The organism is Streptomyces sp. NBC_00377, assembly GCF_036075115.1.
Lineage (GTDB): Bacteria > Actinomycetota > Actinomycetes > Streptomycetales > Streptomycetaceae > Streptomyces.
Genome location: NZ_CP107958.1, coordinates 626,045 through 643,722, shown reverse-complemented (window position 1 = coordinate 643,722; position 17,678 = coordinate 626,045). Strand labels below are relative to the sequence as shown.

General features: G+C 71.8%; 17 protein-coding genes. 8 read left to right on the top strand and 9 right to left on the bottom strand.

Going from position 1 to position 17,678, the window contains the following annotated elements:
- The first annotated feature begins 2 nt into the window (after positions 1–2).
- Positions 3–422, top strand: a complete 420-nt coding sequence (locus OHS71_RS03035; protein ID WP_328476487.1) for a phage holin family protein — start codon at positions 3–5, stop codon at positions 420–422.
- Complete coding sequence (locus OHS71_RS03030) at positions 398–1,072, top strand: DUF3618 domain-containing protein (RefSeq protein ID WP_328476485.1); 675 nt, start codon at positions 398–400, stop codon at positions 1,070–1,072. Before OHS71_RS03035 ends, OHS71_RS03030 begins: the two co-directional genes overlap by 25 nt.
- A gap of 132 nt (positions 1,073–1,204) precedes the next feature.
- On the opposite strand, the gene OHS71_RS03025 is transcribed toward OHS71_RS03030, so the two are convergent.
- Both OHS71_RS03025 and OHS71_RS03020 read right to left on the bottom strand, forming a co-directional pair.
- Complete coding sequence (locus tag OHS71_RS03025; protein ID WP_328476483.1) at positions 1,205–2,815, bottom strand: sodium/solute symporter; 1,611 nt, start codon at positions 2,813–2,815, stop codon at positions 1,205–1,207.
- The gene (locus tag OHS71_RS03020; protein ID WP_328476481.1) at positions 2,812–3,246 is read right to left on the bottom strand and encodes a DUF485 domain-containing protein; all 435 of its coding nucleotides are present in this window, start codon (positions 3,244–3,246) and stop codon (positions 2,812–2,814) included. Before OHS71_RS03020 ends, OHS71_RS03025 begins: the two co-directional genes overlap by 4 nt.
- 483 nt (positions 3,247–3,729) lie before the next feature.
- Between OHS71_RS03020 and OHS71_RS03015 the strand changes: the two genes are divergently transcribed.
- Both OHS71_RS03015 and OHS71_RS03010 read left to right on the top strand, forming a co-directional pair.
- Positions 3,730–4,077 carry a PRC-barrel domain containing protein gene (locus OHS71_RS03015; RefSeq protein WP_328476479.1) on the top strand — a complete coding sequence of 116 codons (348 nt, stop codon included), beginning with the start codon at positions 3,730–3,732 and terminating at the stop codon, positions 4,075–4,077.
- Between the two features lie 96 nt (positions 4,078–4,173).
- A complete protein-coding gene (locus OHS71_RS03010; RefSeq protein ID WP_328476477.1) occupies positions 4,174–4,335 on the top strand; it encodes a hypothetical protein in 162 nt (53 codons plus the stop codon).
- Between the two features lie 167 nt (positions 4,336–4,502).
- On the opposite strand, the gene OHS71_RS03005 is transcribed toward OHS71_RS03010, so the two are convergent.
- From OHS71_RS03005 to OHS71_RS02995, 3 genes are all read right to left on the bottom strand, one after another.
- On the bottom strand, positions 4,503–5,270 hold the full coding sequence (locus OHS71_RS03005; protein ID WP_328476475.1) for a DUF1775 domain-containing protein: 768 nt from the start codon (positions 5,268–5,270) through the stop codon (positions 4,503–4,505).
- A complete protein-coding gene (locus OHS71_RS03000) occupies positions 5,201–5,920 on the bottom strand; it encodes a hypothetical protein (protein ID WP_328476473.1) in 720 nt (239 codons plus the stop codon). Before OHS71_RS03000 ends, OHS71_RS03005 begins: the two co-directional genes overlap by 70 nt.
- 313 nt (positions 5,921–6,233) lie before the next feature.
- Positions 6,234–6,842 (bottom strand): TetR/AcrR family transcriptional regulator, encoded by a 609-nt coding sequence (locus OHS71_RS02995; protein WP_328476471.1) that lies wholly within the window; start codon positions 6,840–6,842, stop codon positions 6,234–6,236.
- A gap of 404 nt (positions 6,843–7,246) precedes the next feature.
- Between OHS71_RS02995 and OHS71_RS02990 the strand changes: the two genes are divergently transcribed.
- Positions 7,247–10,921 carry a family 78 glycoside hydrolase catalytic domain gene (locus OHS71_RS02990; RefSeq protein WP_328476469.1) on the top strand — a complete coding sequence of 1,225 codons (3,675 nt, stop codon included), beginning with the start codon at positions 7,247–7,249 and terminating at the stop codon, positions 10,919–10,921.
- Positions 10,922–11,012: 91 nt separating this feature from the next.
- On the opposite strand, the gene OHS71_RS02985 is transcribed toward OHS71_RS02990, so the two are convergent.
- From OHS71_RS02985 to OHS71_RS41260, 4 genes are all read right to left on the bottom strand, one after another.
- Positions 11,013–11,579 (bottom strand): hypothetical protein, encoded by a 567-nt coding sequence (locus tag OHS71_RS02985; RefSeq protein WP_328476467.1) that lies wholly within the window; start codon positions 11,577–11,579, stop codon positions 11,013–11,015.
- An 809-nt stretch (positions 11,580–12,388) separates the two neighbouring features.
- Positions 12,389–12,913 (bottom strand): hypothetical protein, encoded by a 525-nt coding sequence (locus tag OHS71_RS02980; RefSeq protein WP_328476465.1) that lies wholly within the window; start codon positions 12,911–12,913, stop codon positions 12,389–12,391.
- A 3-nt stretch (positions 12,914–12,916) separates the two neighbouring features.
- On the bottom strand, positions 12,917–13,504 hold the full coding sequence (locus OHS71_RS02975) for a GNAT family N-acetyltransferase (RefSeq protein WP_328476463.1): 588 nt from the start codon (positions 13,502–13,504) through the stop codon (positions 12,917–12,919).
- Between the two features lie 79 nt (positions 13,505–13,583).
- A complete protein-coding gene (locus OHS71_RS41260; protein WP_443046839.1) occupies positions 13,584–13,847 on the bottom strand; it encodes a hypothetical protein in 264 nt (87 codons plus the stop codon).
- A 260-nt stretch (positions 13,848–14,107) separates the two neighbouring features.
- Between OHS71_RS41260 and OHS71_RS02965 the strand changes: the two genes are divergently transcribed.
- The 3 genes from OHS71_RS02965 (at position 14,108) to OHS71_RS02955 (ending at position 17,648) form a co-directional block, all read left to right on the top strand.
- Positions 14,108–14,404, top strand: a complete 297-nt coding sequence (locus OHS71_RS02965) for a hypothetical protein (RefSeq protein WP_328476461.1) — start codon at positions 14,108–14,110, stop codon at positions 14,402–14,404.
- 244 nt (positions 14,405–14,648) lie between these two features.
- Complete coding sequence (gene lexA / locus OHS71_RS02960; protein ID WP_328476459.1) at positions 14,649–15,323, top strand: transcriptional repressor LexA; 675 nt, start codon at positions 14,649–14,651, stop codon at positions 15,321–15,323.
- Positions 15,324–16,349: 1,026 nt separating this feature from the next.
- The gene (locus tag OHS71_RS02955; RefSeq protein WP_328476457.1) at positions 16,350–17,648 is read left to right on the top strand and encodes a hypothetical protein; all 1,299 of its coding nucleotides are present in this window, start codon (positions 16,350–16,352) and stop codon (positions 17,646–17,648) included.
- Positions 17,649–17,678: the final 30 nt, after the last annotated feature.

Below are 17,678 nucleotides of genomic sequence, written 5' to 3'. Positions count from 1 at the left end.
CGATGACCTCCTTCCTTTCCCGCCCGTCGGCGACGCCCGTCGGTGAGGACCGATCGCTGGGCGAGCTGCTGTCCGTCGTGACGTCGGACGTTCAGACCCTGTTCCGTCAGGAGGTCGAGCTGGCCAAGACCGAGGTCCGGCAGGAAGCGGCCAAGGCAGGCAAGGCCGCCGGCATGTACGGCGGCGCGGGGTTCGCCGGCTACATGGTTCTCCTCTTCCTGTCCCTGGCCGCCGTGCTCGGACTGGCCAACGTGATCGACGGGGGCTGGGCCGCGCTGATCGTGGCCGCCGTGTGGGCCGTGGTCGCAGCCGTCCTGTACCAGCGGGGCAGGACCCGCATGCGCACGGTGGAACCCAAGCCGGAACAGACCCTCGAGACGATGAAGGAGAATGCGCAATGGGCACGTCACCCGACCGGATGAAGGCCGAGATCGACGCCACTCGCAGCCGGCTGTCCGCCGACGTGGACCGGCTCGCGGACCGGGCCAGCCCCCGACGGGTGGTCCGGCGGCGCACCCGAAGGATGCGCGGAGCCGTCTCGGGAGTGCGTGAGCGGGTCATGGGAACGGCCTCGGACACCGCCCATGGCGTCACGGGCGGCGCCCGCTCGGCGGCCGGGTCCCTGCAAGTGAGCACCCAGCAAGCGGCCGGCACGGCACGCGACGCGGCCGGCGAGGCGGGCGAAGCGATACGGCAGGCGCCCGACCAGGCACTGCGACAGACCCAGGGCAACCCGCTGGCCGCCGGTCTGATCGCGTTCGGCGCCGGCCTGCTGGCCTCGTCGCTGCTGCCGGCCACCGAGGTCGAACAGGAGAAGGCGAGCGAGCTGATGGGACGCGGCGGCGAGGCGCTGGAGCCGGTGAAGGAGGCCGCCCTCGAATCCGCGCAGACCCTGAAGGAAGGCGCCAAGGAGGCGACGCAGGACGCGGCGCAGGAGGTGAAGGACACCGCCGCGGAAGCGGTGCGCACCACGCAGGACGAGGCACGCGACCAGGCCACGCGGGTGACCGATCAGGCCCGCGCATCGGGCAGGCAGGTCGCGGACGAGGCGCGGCAGTCCGGCTCCGGCTGAGCTCTCCCTCGCTTTGCTCGTCCATGGCCACGTCGCTCCGGGCGGCCCCCGTGTTCACCACGCGAGGGCCGCCCGAGCCCATTGCGTGGCCCGGCAGGCCATGCCCGGACCGTGTCGGGCCGGTGCGCGGGTTCACCGCCGCTCGGGGCGGGGCGGGCCGGCGAGGAGGACGGGTTCGATGGCCGCATAGCGTTCGCGTTCGCGGGCGATCGCCTTCCTGCCGGACAGGACGGTGCCGAGCAGACCGCACAGGAAGCCCGCCGGCACCGAGACGAGCGCGGTGGTGGTGAAGGGGAACCAGTTGAAGTCGGCTTCCGGGAAGGCCGATCCCGGAGAACCGGAGACGAGGTTGGTGCCGGTCATGAGGACGAGGACGCTGACGGTTCCGCCGATGAGGGTGCACAGCAGACCGGCGCGTGTGAAGCGCCGCCAGAAGAGGCTGTAGACGAGCGCCGGGGCGATGGCCGAGGCGCCCAGGCAGAAGGAGACGGTGGCGAGCGGCTGGAGGCTGCGGTGCTGGGCGAGGACGGCCAGTGCGATGACCGGGAGGCCCACGGCCAGGGCGGCCACCCGCGCCAGGGCCATCTCGCGCAGCGGCGAGACGTTCGGGCGCGCGGCGGCGATGTCGTGGGCCAGCGAGTTGGCGCAGGCCAGCGTCATGCTGGCCACGGACGCCAGCAGCGTCAGGAAGATCGCCGTCGTGACGGTGGCGAACAGCAGGCTCTCCGGACGGGAGAGATGCATGCCGAAGGCGGCTCGCGAGCCGAGCAGGTAGGCGGTGTTGCCGCGGGCGTCGGCGCCGGCGACGCCCGCCCGCCCGATGAGAGCCGTGGCGCCCACACCGATCACGGTGATCACGGCGATGAAGAGGGTGACCGTCGAGATCGCCCAGGACATCGCGCGGCGCACCTGTGGAGCGCTGCCCGCGGTGTACATGCGCATGGTGACGTGGGGCAGACAGGCGCCGCCCAGCACGATGGCGCACTGGGTGCTCACCATGTCGAGTCCGCGGTGCGGCCCGCTGGCGAACTGCAGGCCGTAGTGCAGGAAGTCGTCCTCGGCGCCGCTGCCGTGGGCGGCGGCCCGGAACAGGGTACGCGGGCTCCATCCGAAGGTGTGCAGGATGAGGCCGGCGACGACCAGACCCGACCCGAGCAGGATGACCGTCTTGAGGATCTGGATCAGCGCGGTGCCCCTCATGCCCCCGATGGCCGCATAGCTGATCATCAGGGTGCCGGCCCCGATGACGCAGCCGGTCCGCATGGCGCCGTCGGGGAACCCGAGGACGTACGCCAGCAACTGGCCCACGCCGGCCAGTTGCACGACCATCATCGGCACCAGCGAGGCGAGGGTGACCAGGCACGCGGTGATGCGCACCGCGCGGCCGGGCAGCCGTCTGCCGAGTGCGTCGGCCATGGTGAACCGGCCGGTGTGATGCAGGGGTTCGGCCAGCAGCACCATCAGGAGCAGCAGGGACAGGACGGTGCTCAGGGCCAGTACGACCCCGTCGTAGCCGCACAGCGCGATGACTCCGCCGATGGTGAGGACGGTGGCGGCTGAGATGTAGTCGCCGGCGATGGCCAGGCCGTTGCGCAGGGGCGACAGGGAGCGGTAGCCGGTGTAGAACTCGTCGAGGTCGTCGCGGTCGGGACCGGTGAGCACGCACAGCATGAGCGTCAGGGTCACGACACTGCAGAACGCCACCAGGGACCAGGACTGCGCGGTGCCGTCGAAGTCCGTCACGGCCGTGGCTCCTCGTGCGGGGCGGGGTCGGGCCGGCGGTGCACACGCCGGGCCAGCGGGTCGACGTAGCGGCGCGCGGTGTACTCGTAGAGGATCACGGCCAGCCAGGTGACGGGCAGTTGCACCAGGGCCAGAAGGAGGCCGGTGGGAAGGCCGCCCGGTGCGGGGCGGGTCATGACGGCGGGCGCTTCGACGGTGAGGATCAGGAAGACGGCGAAGTAGCCGAGCGCGGCGAACGTGGCGACGCGCCGCTGCCAGCGGCTGGCCCGGCGCAGACGGCGCAGGTCGCGAGGTGTGCCGGTCCAGGACCGGTCGCTGGTCGGAGGGCGGGCATCGTCCTGGGGGACGGCCCACCGCGGAGGCGCGGCAGGGGAGGCGTGGCGTCCGGGCCGGTGCCGCGCCGGGTATAACTCCGAGCTGTCGGAGGACATCCCAAGGTCTCCTACCGGGTCGTGGGCCCCAGGTGCGGACCGGGCGAAAATGGGAGAGCGGTTCAACTGTTCGGGTGAGCGCACGTTATGCGGGCGTGGGACCGCGCGCAGAGACTTGGACGAACTCCCTGGTGAGGACCGCTGCACCGCGCTGACCTCGGATGTTGTGGGAGTGGACGGTGTGACGAGGGTACGGCGGTGCCGCGCGGTGAGGCGCGGGTCGAGTCCTGCGCACGGGTGCCGCGCGCCGTTCGTGAGGCCCGACGGCGCCCGGCGCAGCGACGCGACGGGCGACCTGCCGCCCATGGGTCGCGACGTCGTCGACCCCGCGGAACGGGTGTCATCGGCGTAGCCGTCGACCCGGGCGCCGACGGGCCCGCACGCCGGTCGGATGTCTGCCGCGTTGTCTGCCGCGTTGTCTCTCGCATGTCTGCCGTGCGCCTCAGCGGGCACCCGCAGGAACAGGACGACAGGGAGGACATCGTGACCCGACACTCCGCACAGCACGTGCCGACCGCCGGCCACACCCCGGACGACGACCTGACCGGCTACCAGGTGGACGCCACGGACGGTCACGTCGGCAAGGTCAGCAAGTACTCCAGGGACCTCGGACCGCGGTTCCTGGTCGTACACACCGGTCCGTGGGTCGTGGGCAAGGACGTGGTGATCGCGTCGGACGCCGTCATGGGCATCGACCACGACACCCGCATCGTGCAGCTGTCCCGGACGAAGGCGCAGGCCAAGTCGGCACCCGTCTTCGACCCGGACACCTTCCTGGGCGACCCGCGCCACCGCGACCAGCTGGGCGGCCGGCACGGATCCGGGCACTGAGCACCGGTCCGGGCACGGCGCCGATCCGAGGATCGCGCGCAGAACCGGGGCACTGGCGGACGCGGCCCGCACCTTTCGAGGGGTGCGGGCCGCCCCGTGGGTGCGCGGCGTGAGCGGTCCGTCGGCGCGGTGGCCACGCGGGTACATCTGCCCGGCCCGGCCGGGCATCGCCAGCAGCCCGGGTACTCACCGCACCCGTCCCGTACCGACGTGGTCGCCGCCCTCCTCGCGGAGGCGGTCGCGCGCGCCGAGAAGTGAAGCCAGGACTGACCGGACGGCCGGCTCCCCGCGTCCGGGGCTCCGGGAGCGCCCGTCCGGGGGCGCCGGGAGTGCGCCGTGTTTCCCGGACGGCGCTCGCACGTTCTCGGTGTGCCCGTAGGCGCCCGGGGCAGCGGCCGTGCCGCCCCGGGCGCCTACGGCGTACGTCAGCTCTCGCCGGAGGAGGCGGTCCGGCGCCTGAGCAGCCACCAGGCTCCGCCGCCGAGCACGAGCAGGACGACGACGATGCCGGTGACCAGGGTGGCGGACGACATGCCGCTCTCCTCGTCGGAGGCAGTGTCAGCGGCAGCCGACGAGGTGTCCGCCGCGCTCGCGGCGGCGGAGGGAGCGGCGGCGGAGGGAGTGGGGGCGGCCGCACCGGCTGTCGCGCTCTGCGCCGCCGTGGGGCTGGGACCGACCGCCTTGGCGCCGGGGGCCGCGGCCTTCAGCTTCAGAAGCGGCGCAGGCTGCTCGGCCTCCTTGCCGTCCGCGGGCAGTTCGATCCAGCGGGAGATCTCCCCGTCGCTGTAGGTCTCGACGGTCTTGAACGCTAGCTCCTCGGCGTCCGGCAGCTGCCGGATCCTGATCTTGTGCTCGGCGTCGACACCGGCCTTCAGCGCCGGGCCGGCGACGGTGTAGCCGTCCTTGGTGGCTGTGAACTTCCAGCCCTTGGGGCCCTCGCCGAGGGTGACGTCCGCGGGGACGATCCCCTCGGGCAGGACGACGCGCAGTTCGGTGAAGCCGGCGGCCTCGGACTCGGCCTCGGACACGAAGCTCAGGGTGACGTTCTCGGCCAGGGCCTGGGGCTTGTCGGCCTCGACCTCGGCGTGCGCGGCGGCCGGGGTGGCCAGGGCGAGGCCGGCCGTCAGCGCGACGGCGGCGGCGAGGACGAGACGACGGCCGGTACGCGCCGACGGACGGGTGGGCGTGGACACAGGGCAACTCCTTGCGGATACGGGAGAATCCGGCCCCGCGGACACCGGGGCCGGTGAAGGACCGAAGAGTGCTCCCGTCGCGGCGGTCCCCTGCGCACCACCGCGTGCTCCAGTGCCTCCTGCCGTGCCTGCGCGACCGCTTCGAGGAACACGCCGGTCCACCGGCGAGGCAGCCGGCCCGTCACCGGGTCGTGAGCGGCGCTCGTCGACGGCGGCAACTGGACCAGAGCGGCCGCGGCGGCCCTGGCGAGTGTGCGCAGCGCGTCGAGCGCCGCCGTCATCCGTGTGTCCGCCCGGTGCAGCAGCCAGGCCACGACCACAGCGGCGGTCGTGTGCAGCGTGGTCATCGCCGCGCCGGCGTGATGCCAGGCGTGGCCGTCCCCGGTCGTCGCGGCCATGTGCCCGGCATGCATGGTGGGCCCGGGGGAGGCGCCCCTCGGGGTGTCGCCGTCGGCGCAGGCCAGCGCGAGGTGCAGCACCCCTTGCATCGCCAGCGTGGTCCCGACGGTCGCCGCCGGGCCGTAACGGCGTCGTGCGAGCGGCCGGACCGCCGCGAACTGCGCCACGACCAGGACGGTCACCAGTCGCCAGGGCACCGTGCCTTCGGCGACCGCGTGGTGGCCGAAAACGGCGAGCACGGTGCCGAGCACGGCGAACAGACCGGCCCGCGCGCACGCTCCCGTGCGGCCGGGCCGGTCTGCTCCGGCATGTTTCCGGTGTCCGCGCGGGTGATCAGGTGGCACGGTCGCCCATCATCCCCCGTAGGCCGGGCGCCGTACGCCCGGCCGTCGACGACGCCCGGTCAGCGAGGTCACGCCGCGCGCCGAGCGCCTCGGGCGGTCCGGCCGTTCGTCGCGGACGAGCCGGCGGGTGGAGGTCACGGGCGTTCACCTCGTCGTATACGGCGGGAGGGGCACCGCTGTTCACCTGGGCAGGCGGCCCGTCCTGCACGGTGGCATGCGCTCACTCGTCGGCGTGGCCGTCGTCGAAGAGCAGGCGTACGAAGTCGGTGACGGGCCCGACGATGTCGAGGTCCTGGTCGAGAACCCACTGCAACTGGAGCCCGTTGAGTACGGCGTGGAAGAGGACCGCCGCGCTCTCGGGGCTGATGCTTTCCCGCAGACTGCCGCGGGCGGTCTCGTCGTCGAGGCCGTCGGCGAACTGGATGCGCCCGCGCTCGTAGCGCTCGACGAAGTAGGTGTGGGCGGGATGATCCGGGCGTGAGGCGGCCGCGGCGAGCTCGATCCACAGGCGCATCAGCTCCGGCGCCTGCTGGTGGTGGCGCATGAGACCGCCGAGATAGGGGGCGAGCTGGTGCGGTCCTTCCACCTCCTCCAGGCCCTGCCGCCATTCCTCCGCGTCACGGCGGGCGAGCACCTCGGTGAGGAGTTCGTCCTTGTTGCGGAAGTGGTGCAGGAGGCCGGCGTGCGTGATGCCGGCTCGCTCGGCGATGTCTCGCAGGGAGGCATTGGCGTAGCCGTTCTCGGCGAAGCTGTCGCGTGCCGCTCGTACGATCTCGGCCTTGCGGGCTGCTGTCTTGGCGTACGGCCCCCGCGCCTTTGGCTCAGCCACGGTGCGCTCACTCTCCTCGTAGATGCCGGTACGGCACGGTTCTGCGCAGCAGCTGAGCCCAAAAACATACCATATGGTAGTAATTTGTTCGCTTCTCGCGCACCGGATCGAATGCTAAGGCCCGGGGTGGCGGGCCGGAGGTGGCGTCCGTGGTCGATGCGCGCGAACTGCCCCGGGCGGCCGGGGTCTTCGGCGGCCGGCCGGTGAGGTGCAGGGCCGGTGAGGCGTACGGCGTGAGCGTCGTCGGCTCAGAATCATTGTGTTTCGGCCGATGGTGTTCGTAAGCTTTCCACTTGGAAGGTATTGAAACGATTCAACGCCTTGCGGGGGAGGGACACCCCTGTTCCAGCGCGTGTGCGCTCACGAAAGGAATCCGAACCGTGGCCGAGGATCACAGAAGTGCGTTGAGCCGCCGACACCTGCTCGGCATCATGACGGCCGCGGCAGCCGGGGCGTCGCTGCCGCTGAGCGCCGCCCCGAACGCCGCGGCGGCGAGCGCGGCAGCGCCAGACAGGCGGGGTACCGCGCCCGTGGACCCGCAGGTCAACTCCCGCATCGCGCCCCTGGGCACGCAGACCGCGCCGGCGTTCAGCTGGGTTCCTCCGGTGGCCAGGCAGACCGCGTACGAGATCCAGGTCGGCACGGCGCCCGACGCGGCTGACGTCTGGCGCAGCGGCAGGGTGGCCGGTTCGAACAGCACCGAGGTGGCCTACCGGGGCAGTGCGCTGCGGTCGGAACAGGCGTACTTCTGGCGGGTGCGGACCTGGGACGAAAAGGGCGCACTCGGCGCTTGGAGCGAGCCCGCGACATGGGAGACCGGGCTGCTGAAAGGGGAGAAGGACTGGTCGGGCGCGCGGTGGATCGGCGGCCGTGACGCACAGGACCACGACTGGAAGGACCTCACCGCGACCGTCGTCTTCCGCGGCGGTTCCGACACCGCGGGCGGCCTGTCCCTGCTCCTGCGCGCCGAACCCATCGGCAAGACCTGGGGCGAGGGCCTCAACTGGACCGTCCGGCAGAGCGGCGACGACATGCAGCTGGTCATGAGGACCAGCCACTACGCCGGCAACACCTGGGTGGACGACGGCACATCCGAACCCGACTGGGGCGTCGACCACTACGACCCCCAGAGCGAGACCAACCCCACCGTCGCCGGCACCCGCAGCGTCCCGGTCGGAACGGTCACCCTGCCCGCCTCCACCGGGCTGACCAAGGACACCTGGGCCGGCCGCGACCACACGGTGGCGGTCGCCGTCAGCGGGCTCACCGTGACCACCACCGTCAACGGCGTCCAGGTGGACAGCCGTACGCTCACCGGCGACCAGATACGACGGCACGGCAGCTTCGGGTTCGGCGGCGGCACCTCCGCCACCGTCCGCAGCGTGAAGGTGACCGGCACCGGCGCCCGGGACTTCTCCGCCGACCTGACCAAGGGCGCCAACCCGTTCGAGAACGGCATCGGCACCCTCGCCGGCCTGACCTTCCCGCCGAAGAACCCCTTCATCCCGTCCAAGAACAGTGTGCTGCCGATCGCCAACCCGGCCCCGGTGCTGCGCCGCGCGTTCACTCTGCCCCGCGGGCGCCGCATCGCCAGGGCCCGGTTGCACCTGAGCGCCGCGGGCAACGTCACCTTCACCGTCAACGGCGATGCGCTCACCGTCGACGGCAAGCGGGCCGACCGCGGCCGCACCAACGTGCCCCGGCTGCTCACCGACCAGAGCACCTACGACCGCACGGTCCTCTACGACACCTTCGACGTCACCGCGCTGCTGCGGGCCGGCGGGCAGAACGTGCTGGCCGCCGAACTGGGACGCGGCTGGTACGGGGTGACGACACCCCAGGAGTGGTACTGGCAGCTCGCCCCCTACGCGGGCCAGCCCCGTCTGCGCGCCAAGCTCGTCGTGACCTGCGCCGACGGCTCGGTCATCACATTGGTCACCGACGAGGACTGGCTCGCTGCGGACGGCCCCACCACGTTCGACTCCGTGTACTCCGGCGAGAAGTACGACGCCCGGCGCGCGGAGGAACTGGGGGAGTGGCGCTCGGCCGGCTACCGCACGACCGGCCGCGACTGGCGCCCCGCCACCGTGCTGATCCCGCCGGGCAGTTGCTCCGGCCCCGCGCCGAAGTACCACGGCGCGCTTCCCGCCACGACGATCCCCGAGGGCTTCGAACCCGCCGTGCTGCGGGCCCACGAGGCGGAACCGGTGCTCGTGGACCGGACGCTCCGCCCGGTCTCGATCACCGAGTCGGCTCCCGGCTCGGGAACCTGGGTCCTGGACTACGGCCAGATCCTGACGGGCCTCGTCCGGCTCCGGCTGACCGGCATACGCCCCGGCGCAGCCGGCGTCACCCTGCGCGTCCGCGGCGGCAACCGGATCGTCGCAGGCGACGGCTCGGCCGGCTCCCCGCTCTCCGTCGAGGAGGAGAACTTCCAGCACGACGCCAACCTCCAGACGCACTACTACACCCTCGGCGCGCAGTCGGCGCAGACCTGGGAGCAGCAGTTCAGTCACTTCGGCTTCCGCTACCTGGAGGTCATGAACCTCGAAGCGGTCCTGGGCCGCGAGCCCGACCCGGAGCGGGACGCCGATCTGCTGACCGTCGGCGTCGCCCGCACCGGCTTCACCCGCACCGGCACCTTCACCACGGACAACGCCCTCCTCAACCGTCTCCAGCGCAATCTGGAGTGGGCCGAGCGGAACAACCTGGTGCAAAAGCCCACCGACACGCCGTCCCGGGAGAAGAACGGCTGGACCGGCGACGCCATGGCCAGCTCCGAGTCCGAGTCCCTCACCTGGGACGTCAACGGCGTCCTCACCACCTACCTGCGCCACTTCCCCGACACCCAGATCTCCACCGGCCAGCTGCCCATGTTCGTCCCCGTAGCCAAGGGCGGTTACGGCTACGACCGCACCCCCGGCTGGAACGCCGCGTGGAAGGCGGTGCCGGCCTGGGACTCGGCGTACTTCGTCATTCCGAGAGAGCTGTACACGTACTACGGCAACAGCAGCCTGTTCGCCGAGCTGTACGACCACCAGGACACGCTCCTGAAGTACTACGAGACACTGTTCACCCCCGAGAACGACTACACGTTCGAAGCCTCGCTCGGTGCCTACTCCGGAGCCGAGGCGCCCGGCAGCAACGCCGTCATCAGCCTCGCCTTCTACATCCACTTCTGCGACTACATGGACGAGGTGGGCCGCGGTCTGGGCCGTACCGAACGCGCCGCCCACTACGCGCGGTTGGCGGGCACACTCCGCCGGGCGTTCATCGCGCACTACTGGGACACGGACAAGGGCTGCTTCACCCGGGGCAGCATCTCCAACGAGAACGCCCTGGCCATCGCCTTCGACCTGGTCCCCGGCTCGGACCTCGGCGCCGGCGACCCCCGCCACCTCGCCGGCACCGGATCCCTCGCGGAGAACAGGAAGGCCCTCGCCAAGCTGCTCGCCGATCGCATCGTGGCCGCGGACCAGCACATCCAGAACGACATGTACGGCTCGCGCTACGAGTTCAACATCCTCAGCGACCACGGCTACACGGACATCGCCCTCAAGGCCGTCACCCGGACCGGTGTCCCCGGCTACGTCCACCAGATCGCCAAGGGCGCGACCTCGCTGTGGGAGCAGTGGACCGACCGGCTCTCCGTCGACCACCACTACCGCTCCAACGTGGCCACCTGGTTCTACCAGTCACTGGCCGGTATCAGACCGACCTCGGCCGCCTACGAGACGCTGCGCATCCGCCCCCGCATCCCCTCGGCCGCGGTCAACAGCCGCGTCCCGGACAACACCGAGGACACCGACCTGTCACCGGCGACCCTCGACCACGTCAGCGCCTCGATCGACACGGTGCGCGGCAGGGTGTCCTCGCAGTGGCGCCGCCGCGCTGACGGCCGGATCGACTTCGCGGTCACCGTCCCGTACAACACGGACGCCGAGATCTGGGTTCCCACCCAGGACAAGCCCGTCACCGCGCCCCGGGGTGTGGCCTTCGTCCGCGACGACACGTCAGGCGGCGCCGCCTACAAGGTCTACCGGGCCCGGGCGGGGTCCTACCGCTTCAACGCCGGATGAACATGAACGGCGCGGATCGCCGCGGCCGGCCGACCCGGGCCGGCGCCTGCCGGCTGGACGGTCACGGAGAACTCGGCCGGCAGACGGGTTCTCACGCGGTGATTCCCGGACCGGGGCGAGTCGGCGTCGAGGGCAGGGCGCCGGCCGCGGCCGCGAGGAAGGTGAGGGCGCGGGGGTGGTCGTGCAGTTGCCCGGCCAGGATGTCCAGCCCCAGGCGCAGGCTCAACGCGGGCACCTGGCGGGCGGTGAGGATGTCGGCTGTCCAGGTGATGAACGTCGTGAACAGGGCCGCGTCGTCGACGTAGAGGGTGGTGGCGAGAAAATCCACGATGTGGGCGACGTCCTCGGCGGTGCGTTCGCGCTGCGCCGTGCTGTACGACCGCATGGCCGGCCAGCGTTCCTCCATGACGGCCAGCGACTGCCGGACCAGGACGGTGCGGCTCCGTCTGATGAAGGTGTACTCCTGATCGGCGAGATGGGGCAGGTCGTCGATCTGCTGCCGTTGCTGCGCCCGGTGCGTGGTCAGGCCGCGTTCCAGGAGGTCCGCGGCGGCGCGCGCGTCGGGGGCCCAGGCGTCCGCCTGGATGAGGCGGGCATGGCGGCCGTCCGGGCCGAAGGCGGCGCCGCCGACCATGACGGGGATGCCCAGGGACTGCACGGCGGTAGCACTCCGGCCGGCATGCCGTGACCGGGCAGCGGCGTGACGATCACCGACCCGATCGGACGGTCGAAGCCCGGGGGGACCACCCAGCCCGGCAGGTCGTCCGGGTCGATCCACCGGGTGGGGACCGGCGGGAACCCCTGGAGCGCCTCGGCAAGCCCGGGTACGGAACCCGCGTCGATCGGGACCACGGTCTGGGTGACCTCGCCGCCCACCTGCGCATGGGTCAGCGAATGGCGGCGTCCCTGGCCGGGAGCCACGATGACCGCCGCTTCAGCGAGATGATCAGCAGCCATCCGTGCCGTCACTTCCGTGCACCGGTCCACGTTCAACGACGACAACAGCGCCCGGAGATCTCCGCCAGCAGCGCGGCCCGCTCACGTTCACCGTGCAGCGCCTTCTCGGCCAGGCGGAGCTCGGTGTTCTCCACCGGCCACCACACCACGTCCCCGCCCCCGGTGGGCGAAGGGTGCGCTTCGAACGTACGGCCCGCCATCCCACCCGAGACGGCGCCCGGCGGCGTCCCGGCCGACCTCAGACGCCCGTGCGCCTCCGCGAGCCAGTGGGGCAGCCCGTGCAACTCCCTGCCCGCTCCCGCGCAACCTCCCCACACACGCACGGCCCGACCACCGCCGCGCGGTCCTGATGTCCGGTTCGGCCTCCGCGCCGCCCCGGAGTCCGCCGGCAGCCGCGGACACGCCGGTGAAGGCGGTTCCCGGCGCGGCGAGACGCGAGTGCTCCGCTGCCGACGGCACACAGACAGGCGGACGGACGGCCTCGGTGAGGCGTCGGCCGGGCGTCCCGGCTCAGGCACCCGGCCCGATCGCGGGACAGGAGGCCAGGGCGAGCGCAGCGCTTCGCAGCTGTCTCTCCCAGGCCTCCTGGTCGAGGTCCGGCGTGCGGGGGATGCAGCACGCGCAGTACGGCAGCAGCGCCATGAGGGCACGCTCCTGCGCGGTCTCCGCCTCCGTCTCCCACCAGTCGTCCGACGCCAGTCCGGCGAGATCCACCTCCCCGGCGAGGAATCCCACGGCGAGCCTGCGGAGCAAGTGACGCCGGGCCAGGTTGTGATCCGGCAGGGCGATTCCCGCTTCCGACAGCGCCTGCTCGAACACCTCGCCGATGTACCGAGAGTCCGCTGTGCGCGGCAGGCCGGCGAGTTCACGGAGTGCCGGGGTGTCCCACCCGGCTGCGAGCGCCTCGGCGGCGGTCATCGGCAGGTCTTCAGGACGCCCCTGCCCGGCTCCATGGAGCCACGCCGCCTCCTCCAGAGACAAGGGGACGTGGCGCCGCGGGACGTCGGGCGCGGATCCGTCCTGTGTCGCTGTCATGGTTCACCCGAGGTCGGCGCCGCCGCCGGTGCCGGCGTCGGGTGTGGTCCGGCCGGGCTGGTCCGGGTTCCAGTCCTGGACCAGGAGGCCGAGCAGCACCTCGTCCAGGAACTCGCCCATCACCCAGGCCGAGGAACGCAGCACCCCCTCGCGCACGAAGCCGTTGCGTTCGGCGGAACGCAGCATCGCGGTGTTGTCCGACAGCGTCTCGATCTGGAGCCGGCGCAGGCCGCGCACGACGAATCCGTAGTGGCACAGCACCGCGACCACGTCGGTGCCGTAGCCCTTGCCGCGGGAGGAAGGCAGCAGCCCGAGCCCGATGTGCGCGGACCGGTTGTGGTCGTCGATGCCCCACAGGGCTGCGGTGCCGACCAGCGCGCCGCCGGCCGACTCCACCACCGAGAACGGGGCGTGTCCCTGCGCCTTGTCGTCCACCGTGAACGGCGAGTGCTTCGAGCCGGGCGTGATCGGCCGCCACGGCCGCCCGTTGGCCCGCGACTGGGTGACCACGTCGTCGTAGAGCTCCGCATGCAGGATCGGGATGTCGTCCTCGTGGCGGGCCCTGAGCCCGACCTTGTCGCCCCTCAGCATGCACGATTCCTATCCGACCCGGCCGGCCGACGGCAACGCAATAAGCGGCCCGCCGGGTCGGTGCGGCAGCGGTGGGCGGTCAGGGCCGGGCGAGGCAGTCGCCCCAGAGCGCGGCCAGGGGCGCCGGGATCTCCTGAACGGCGGCGCAGCCCCGGGGATCGCGCGGGAACCCGTCACCGGCCACGAAGGTCCACGCGCCGCCCTCGGCCCTGGTGAAGTACTTCTCCGCGCCCCGCACCAGGTCCTCCGCCTCGGTGAGGCTGCCGGTCATCGCGTACATCTGACCGGTCAGCCGACGCACGGCGCCGGCGTAGAAGTCGTCGAAGACACGTGCATCACGCATTGCCCCCTCCACATCACTGACATGAGGGGTCGTGCCCTCACCCCCTTGTCACGCCCGGGGACCCCGTCGGGTTGCACGGCCGCGGCGAGCAGGGCCGCAGACGATGGGAGGGGCCCCTCGTCACCGGCGTCCTGTCCGACGCGGGCCCCGGCCGTAGCAGCCGCTCTCCTTGCCCTGTCTGGCTCAGGCCCGCGTGCGGGCGGCCCGCCGGGCTGGTCGACTGGCCGGAAGATCCTGTACCTCTTCGCAAGGGAACTCAAATGGCCATCGTCGTGGTTCTCGACATGCCGGGGATGACCCAGGCCCAGTACGAGCAGAGCGCGGAGAAGGTGGCAGGCCGGCCCGGGCCGGTCAAGAGCCCCGCCGACTGGCCGGTGGACGGTCTCATCTCGCACACCTCGGCCCCCACCGACAACGGCTGGCTCGTCGTGGACGTCTGGGAGTCCGAGGAGGCGTTCCGGCAGTTCGGCGAGACCCTCATGCCGATCCTGCGGGAGCTCGGCCTGTCGGACGTACAGCCCCGGACGTACCCGGTGTTCAGCGTGGTCACCCGCTAGCGCGGACCGCCGCACCGTGCTCCGAGACGGTGCGCGCAGGCACGACGGCTCGGTCGGAGCGCTGGAAGAGGCTCACGCGCCGGTGTCGCGTGATGTTCCCGGACGCGGGACATTCCGGGCGTCGGACAGCGCTCCCCGAGGTCGTGCGGGCCCCGCCGAACTGTAGAGATTCGACAAGGTGTTCCATTTTCCGGCGAGGGCGGGTTAGGGTCATTCCGAACGATCTTGTGCGGAGGTGCCCGGAATGGAAAGCAGCGCGACCCCACGCCGGGGCCGGCCCCCAGGTCCTCGGGCTGCGGCCGGCGAGCTGACGAGCCGTCAGTCCGCCATCGTCCGCTACATCTCGGAGTCGGTCGACCGGCGCGGCTACCCGCCGTCGATGCGTGAGATCGGTCAGGCTGTCGAGCTCGCCAGTACGTCCTCGGTCGCCCACCAGCTGATGGCGCTGGAGCGCAAAGGCGTTCTCTACCGCGACCCGCACCGTCCGCGCGCCTACCGGGTCCGGTCCCCGTGGGCGGCGCCCGACCAGGGCGCCAGGAGCCAGGCACAGGTGGACGTGCCCCTCATCGGACGGATCGCCGCAGGCGCCCCGCTGCTCGCCGAGGAGATGGTCGAGGACGTCTACTGCATGCCCCGGCAGGTCGTGGGCGACGGCGATCTGTTCGCGCTGACGGTCTCCGGTGACTCCATGGTCGACGCGGCGATCTGTGACGGCGACATCGTGACCGTGCGGCGCCAGGACAGCGCGGATCACGGCGACGTCGTCGCCGCGCTCCTGGGCGACGAAGCCACCGTCAAGGTGCTGCGCCGGCAGGACGGGCAGGTGTGGCTCATGCCCCGCAACCCGGCCTACGAGCCGATCCGGGGCGACCAGGCGCAGATCCTCGGGAAGGTCGTAGGCGTCCTGCGCCTGCTCTAGTGCCGCGACAGGCAACGTTCGCCCCGTCGCGACGCCCGGCACGCACTCTCGCCGTACCGGCCGAAAGCCCAGGTACGTCCAGTACGAGGACTTCCGGCCGGCACGCCGAGAGCACGCACCGGACGCCGCTCCTTGACGGGCAAACGTTGCCCGCCGCGGCACTAGCGTCTGCCGCCCGGATCGGACCACGGACGCCGGATTGAAATCCGGCAGTACGCCGAGAAGACCGACGTGGCCGTCCTCGCGGCGAGGACCGCACCGGTCCGCAGCCGTCGCCGGGTCCTGGGACATGCGGCTGCGGTCCTTCTGGCCGGTGCGGGAACCGTGTCGGAGCCCGCGGCGGACGACGGCGCCCCGGTGCCGAGCCGCCCGCCGACCCTGACGCTCCCCCGTGCCGGGCAGGGCGCGAAAGGCGCTCAGCCCACCGCCGACACATTGCGCGGCTGTCCGATCGCCTTCGAAGCGACGGTCACCGGAAAGAAGGACCGTCAGGTCGATTTCCGGGTCGACCACTGTTTCCGTGCGACGAAACGCCGAAGTCCGCCTCCGCAGTGACGAGGATTCTCCGGAATCCATCGTTTTCCTGGTGGGCCGGCGCTGCCTGGTGACCGCGGAGAACCGTGGCGTCCCGATGTGCGGCGGAGCCGACGTGGCGACGGACGGGACGAGGAGTGCATTCCGCAGAGCCTCGCGAGGTGACAGGCCGGGTGGTGTGACCTCGGCCGGGACGCCGCCGGGACGGCGGTTCCGGGGCGCGGCGGCTCACGCGAACCCGGGACCGCTCGTGCGTGACCGGATATTCGTGACCGGATATTGGTGACTTGGGAGTCACGGGTGACAGGCGGAGGATCTCGTCCTGAAAGCGATCGCGGCCGGCCCTGAAATTCGAAGGGTCAAGCGCCAAGGAGTTTCGCGGTCGCCACTCGTCCCGAGTAAAGGACACCATTCCATGGTCGCTCGACATTCCCTGCCCCCAGTGAGGAACGCATTCGGGGGCTCCGGCACGAAGACGTCCCGGGAAAGCGCATGACGTCCGCAGAAGGCGCCCGGACGGCGATCCCGTCGCCCGCGCCTCCCGCGGTCGACGTCGTTCAGGGGCTGCGCGCCTGGACGGCGCCGGGCGGGCCCGCGGAGTTCCCCTACACCCTCGTGCTCGGGCACCTGCGGTCGGTCGGCAAACACTTCCTGGACGATGGACTGCTCCGCCTGCTGGACGGGATACGCCGGTCGCTGCCCGAGCCCGATGCCGAGAGCCGGGACGAACCGACCTTCCTGCGCAGGTTCCTCGACGTCGTCCTCGACAAGCACGACGGCCGCTACGACTACGCCAGTTACACCGCTCTGTCCCTGCTGACGCGGCCGGCGCCGGCCGACCGGCGCGAGGCACTGCGCTCACGTGACGAGGCGGTGCTGCTCCTGCTCGCCGATCTCATGCGGTTCGGGGAGCGGGCGTCCGGCGACACCCCCGACGCACCGCACGGCATGCCGCCGTCGGCCGAACTGGTCGCCAAGCGTGCCCGGTTGGCCGTACGGGTGATGGAGCCCGCCGCCCTGCGCGCGCTGGCGCCGGGGGTCGTGGACGCCACCGCCGTCGCCTCCGTCCCCGGCCGCACCCCGGGTGGTCCGCTGGCCGCGGAGATCCTGCGCTCCGCGGCACCGGAGCAGACCCTGGTGCTGTCGGCCAGTGTGCAACCGGTGTACGTCCTCCACGACGAGTACCTGTTCCTGCGCACCCTCCAGTCGTTCGAGACCACGTTCACCTTCATGTCGTCCGCCCTGGCCACGGCGGTACGGCTGCTCGACGGCGGCCGGCCGCGGGAGTCCGCCGAACACGTCGGCACCGTGGCCGACGTCCTCAAGGAATCCCTGCCCCTGTTCTCGCTGCTGGCGACCATGCGGCCCGAAGCCTTCCAGACGTTCCGGACCTTCACCGAGGGCGCCAGCGCCATCCAGTCCGCGGGCTACAAGACCTTCGAGTCGCTGTGCTCCACACCGAGCCTCGCGCGGCTCGCCTCCTCCGCCTACACCTCCGTGCCCCCGGTGCGCGAGCGTGTGGTCAACGGACAGGCCACCGTCCAGGGCACCTGGCACGCCCTGATCGCCGCACACCGGCTGGACCCGGCGGACGACGCCGCGCTGAGGGCGGCGGCGGACCGGCTGGAATCGGTGCACCAGCGGTGGAAGCAGACCCACTACCGCCTGGCCGTACGGATGATCGGCGAACGCTCCGGCACCGGATACACGCAAGGCGTGCCCTACCTCGCGGCGGTCCTGGAGAACCGGCTGTTCCCGGCGCCGGACCGGCACAGCGCCCTCGTCGGCTGAACAGGCCCCCGCACCCGACCCACGCCCGGA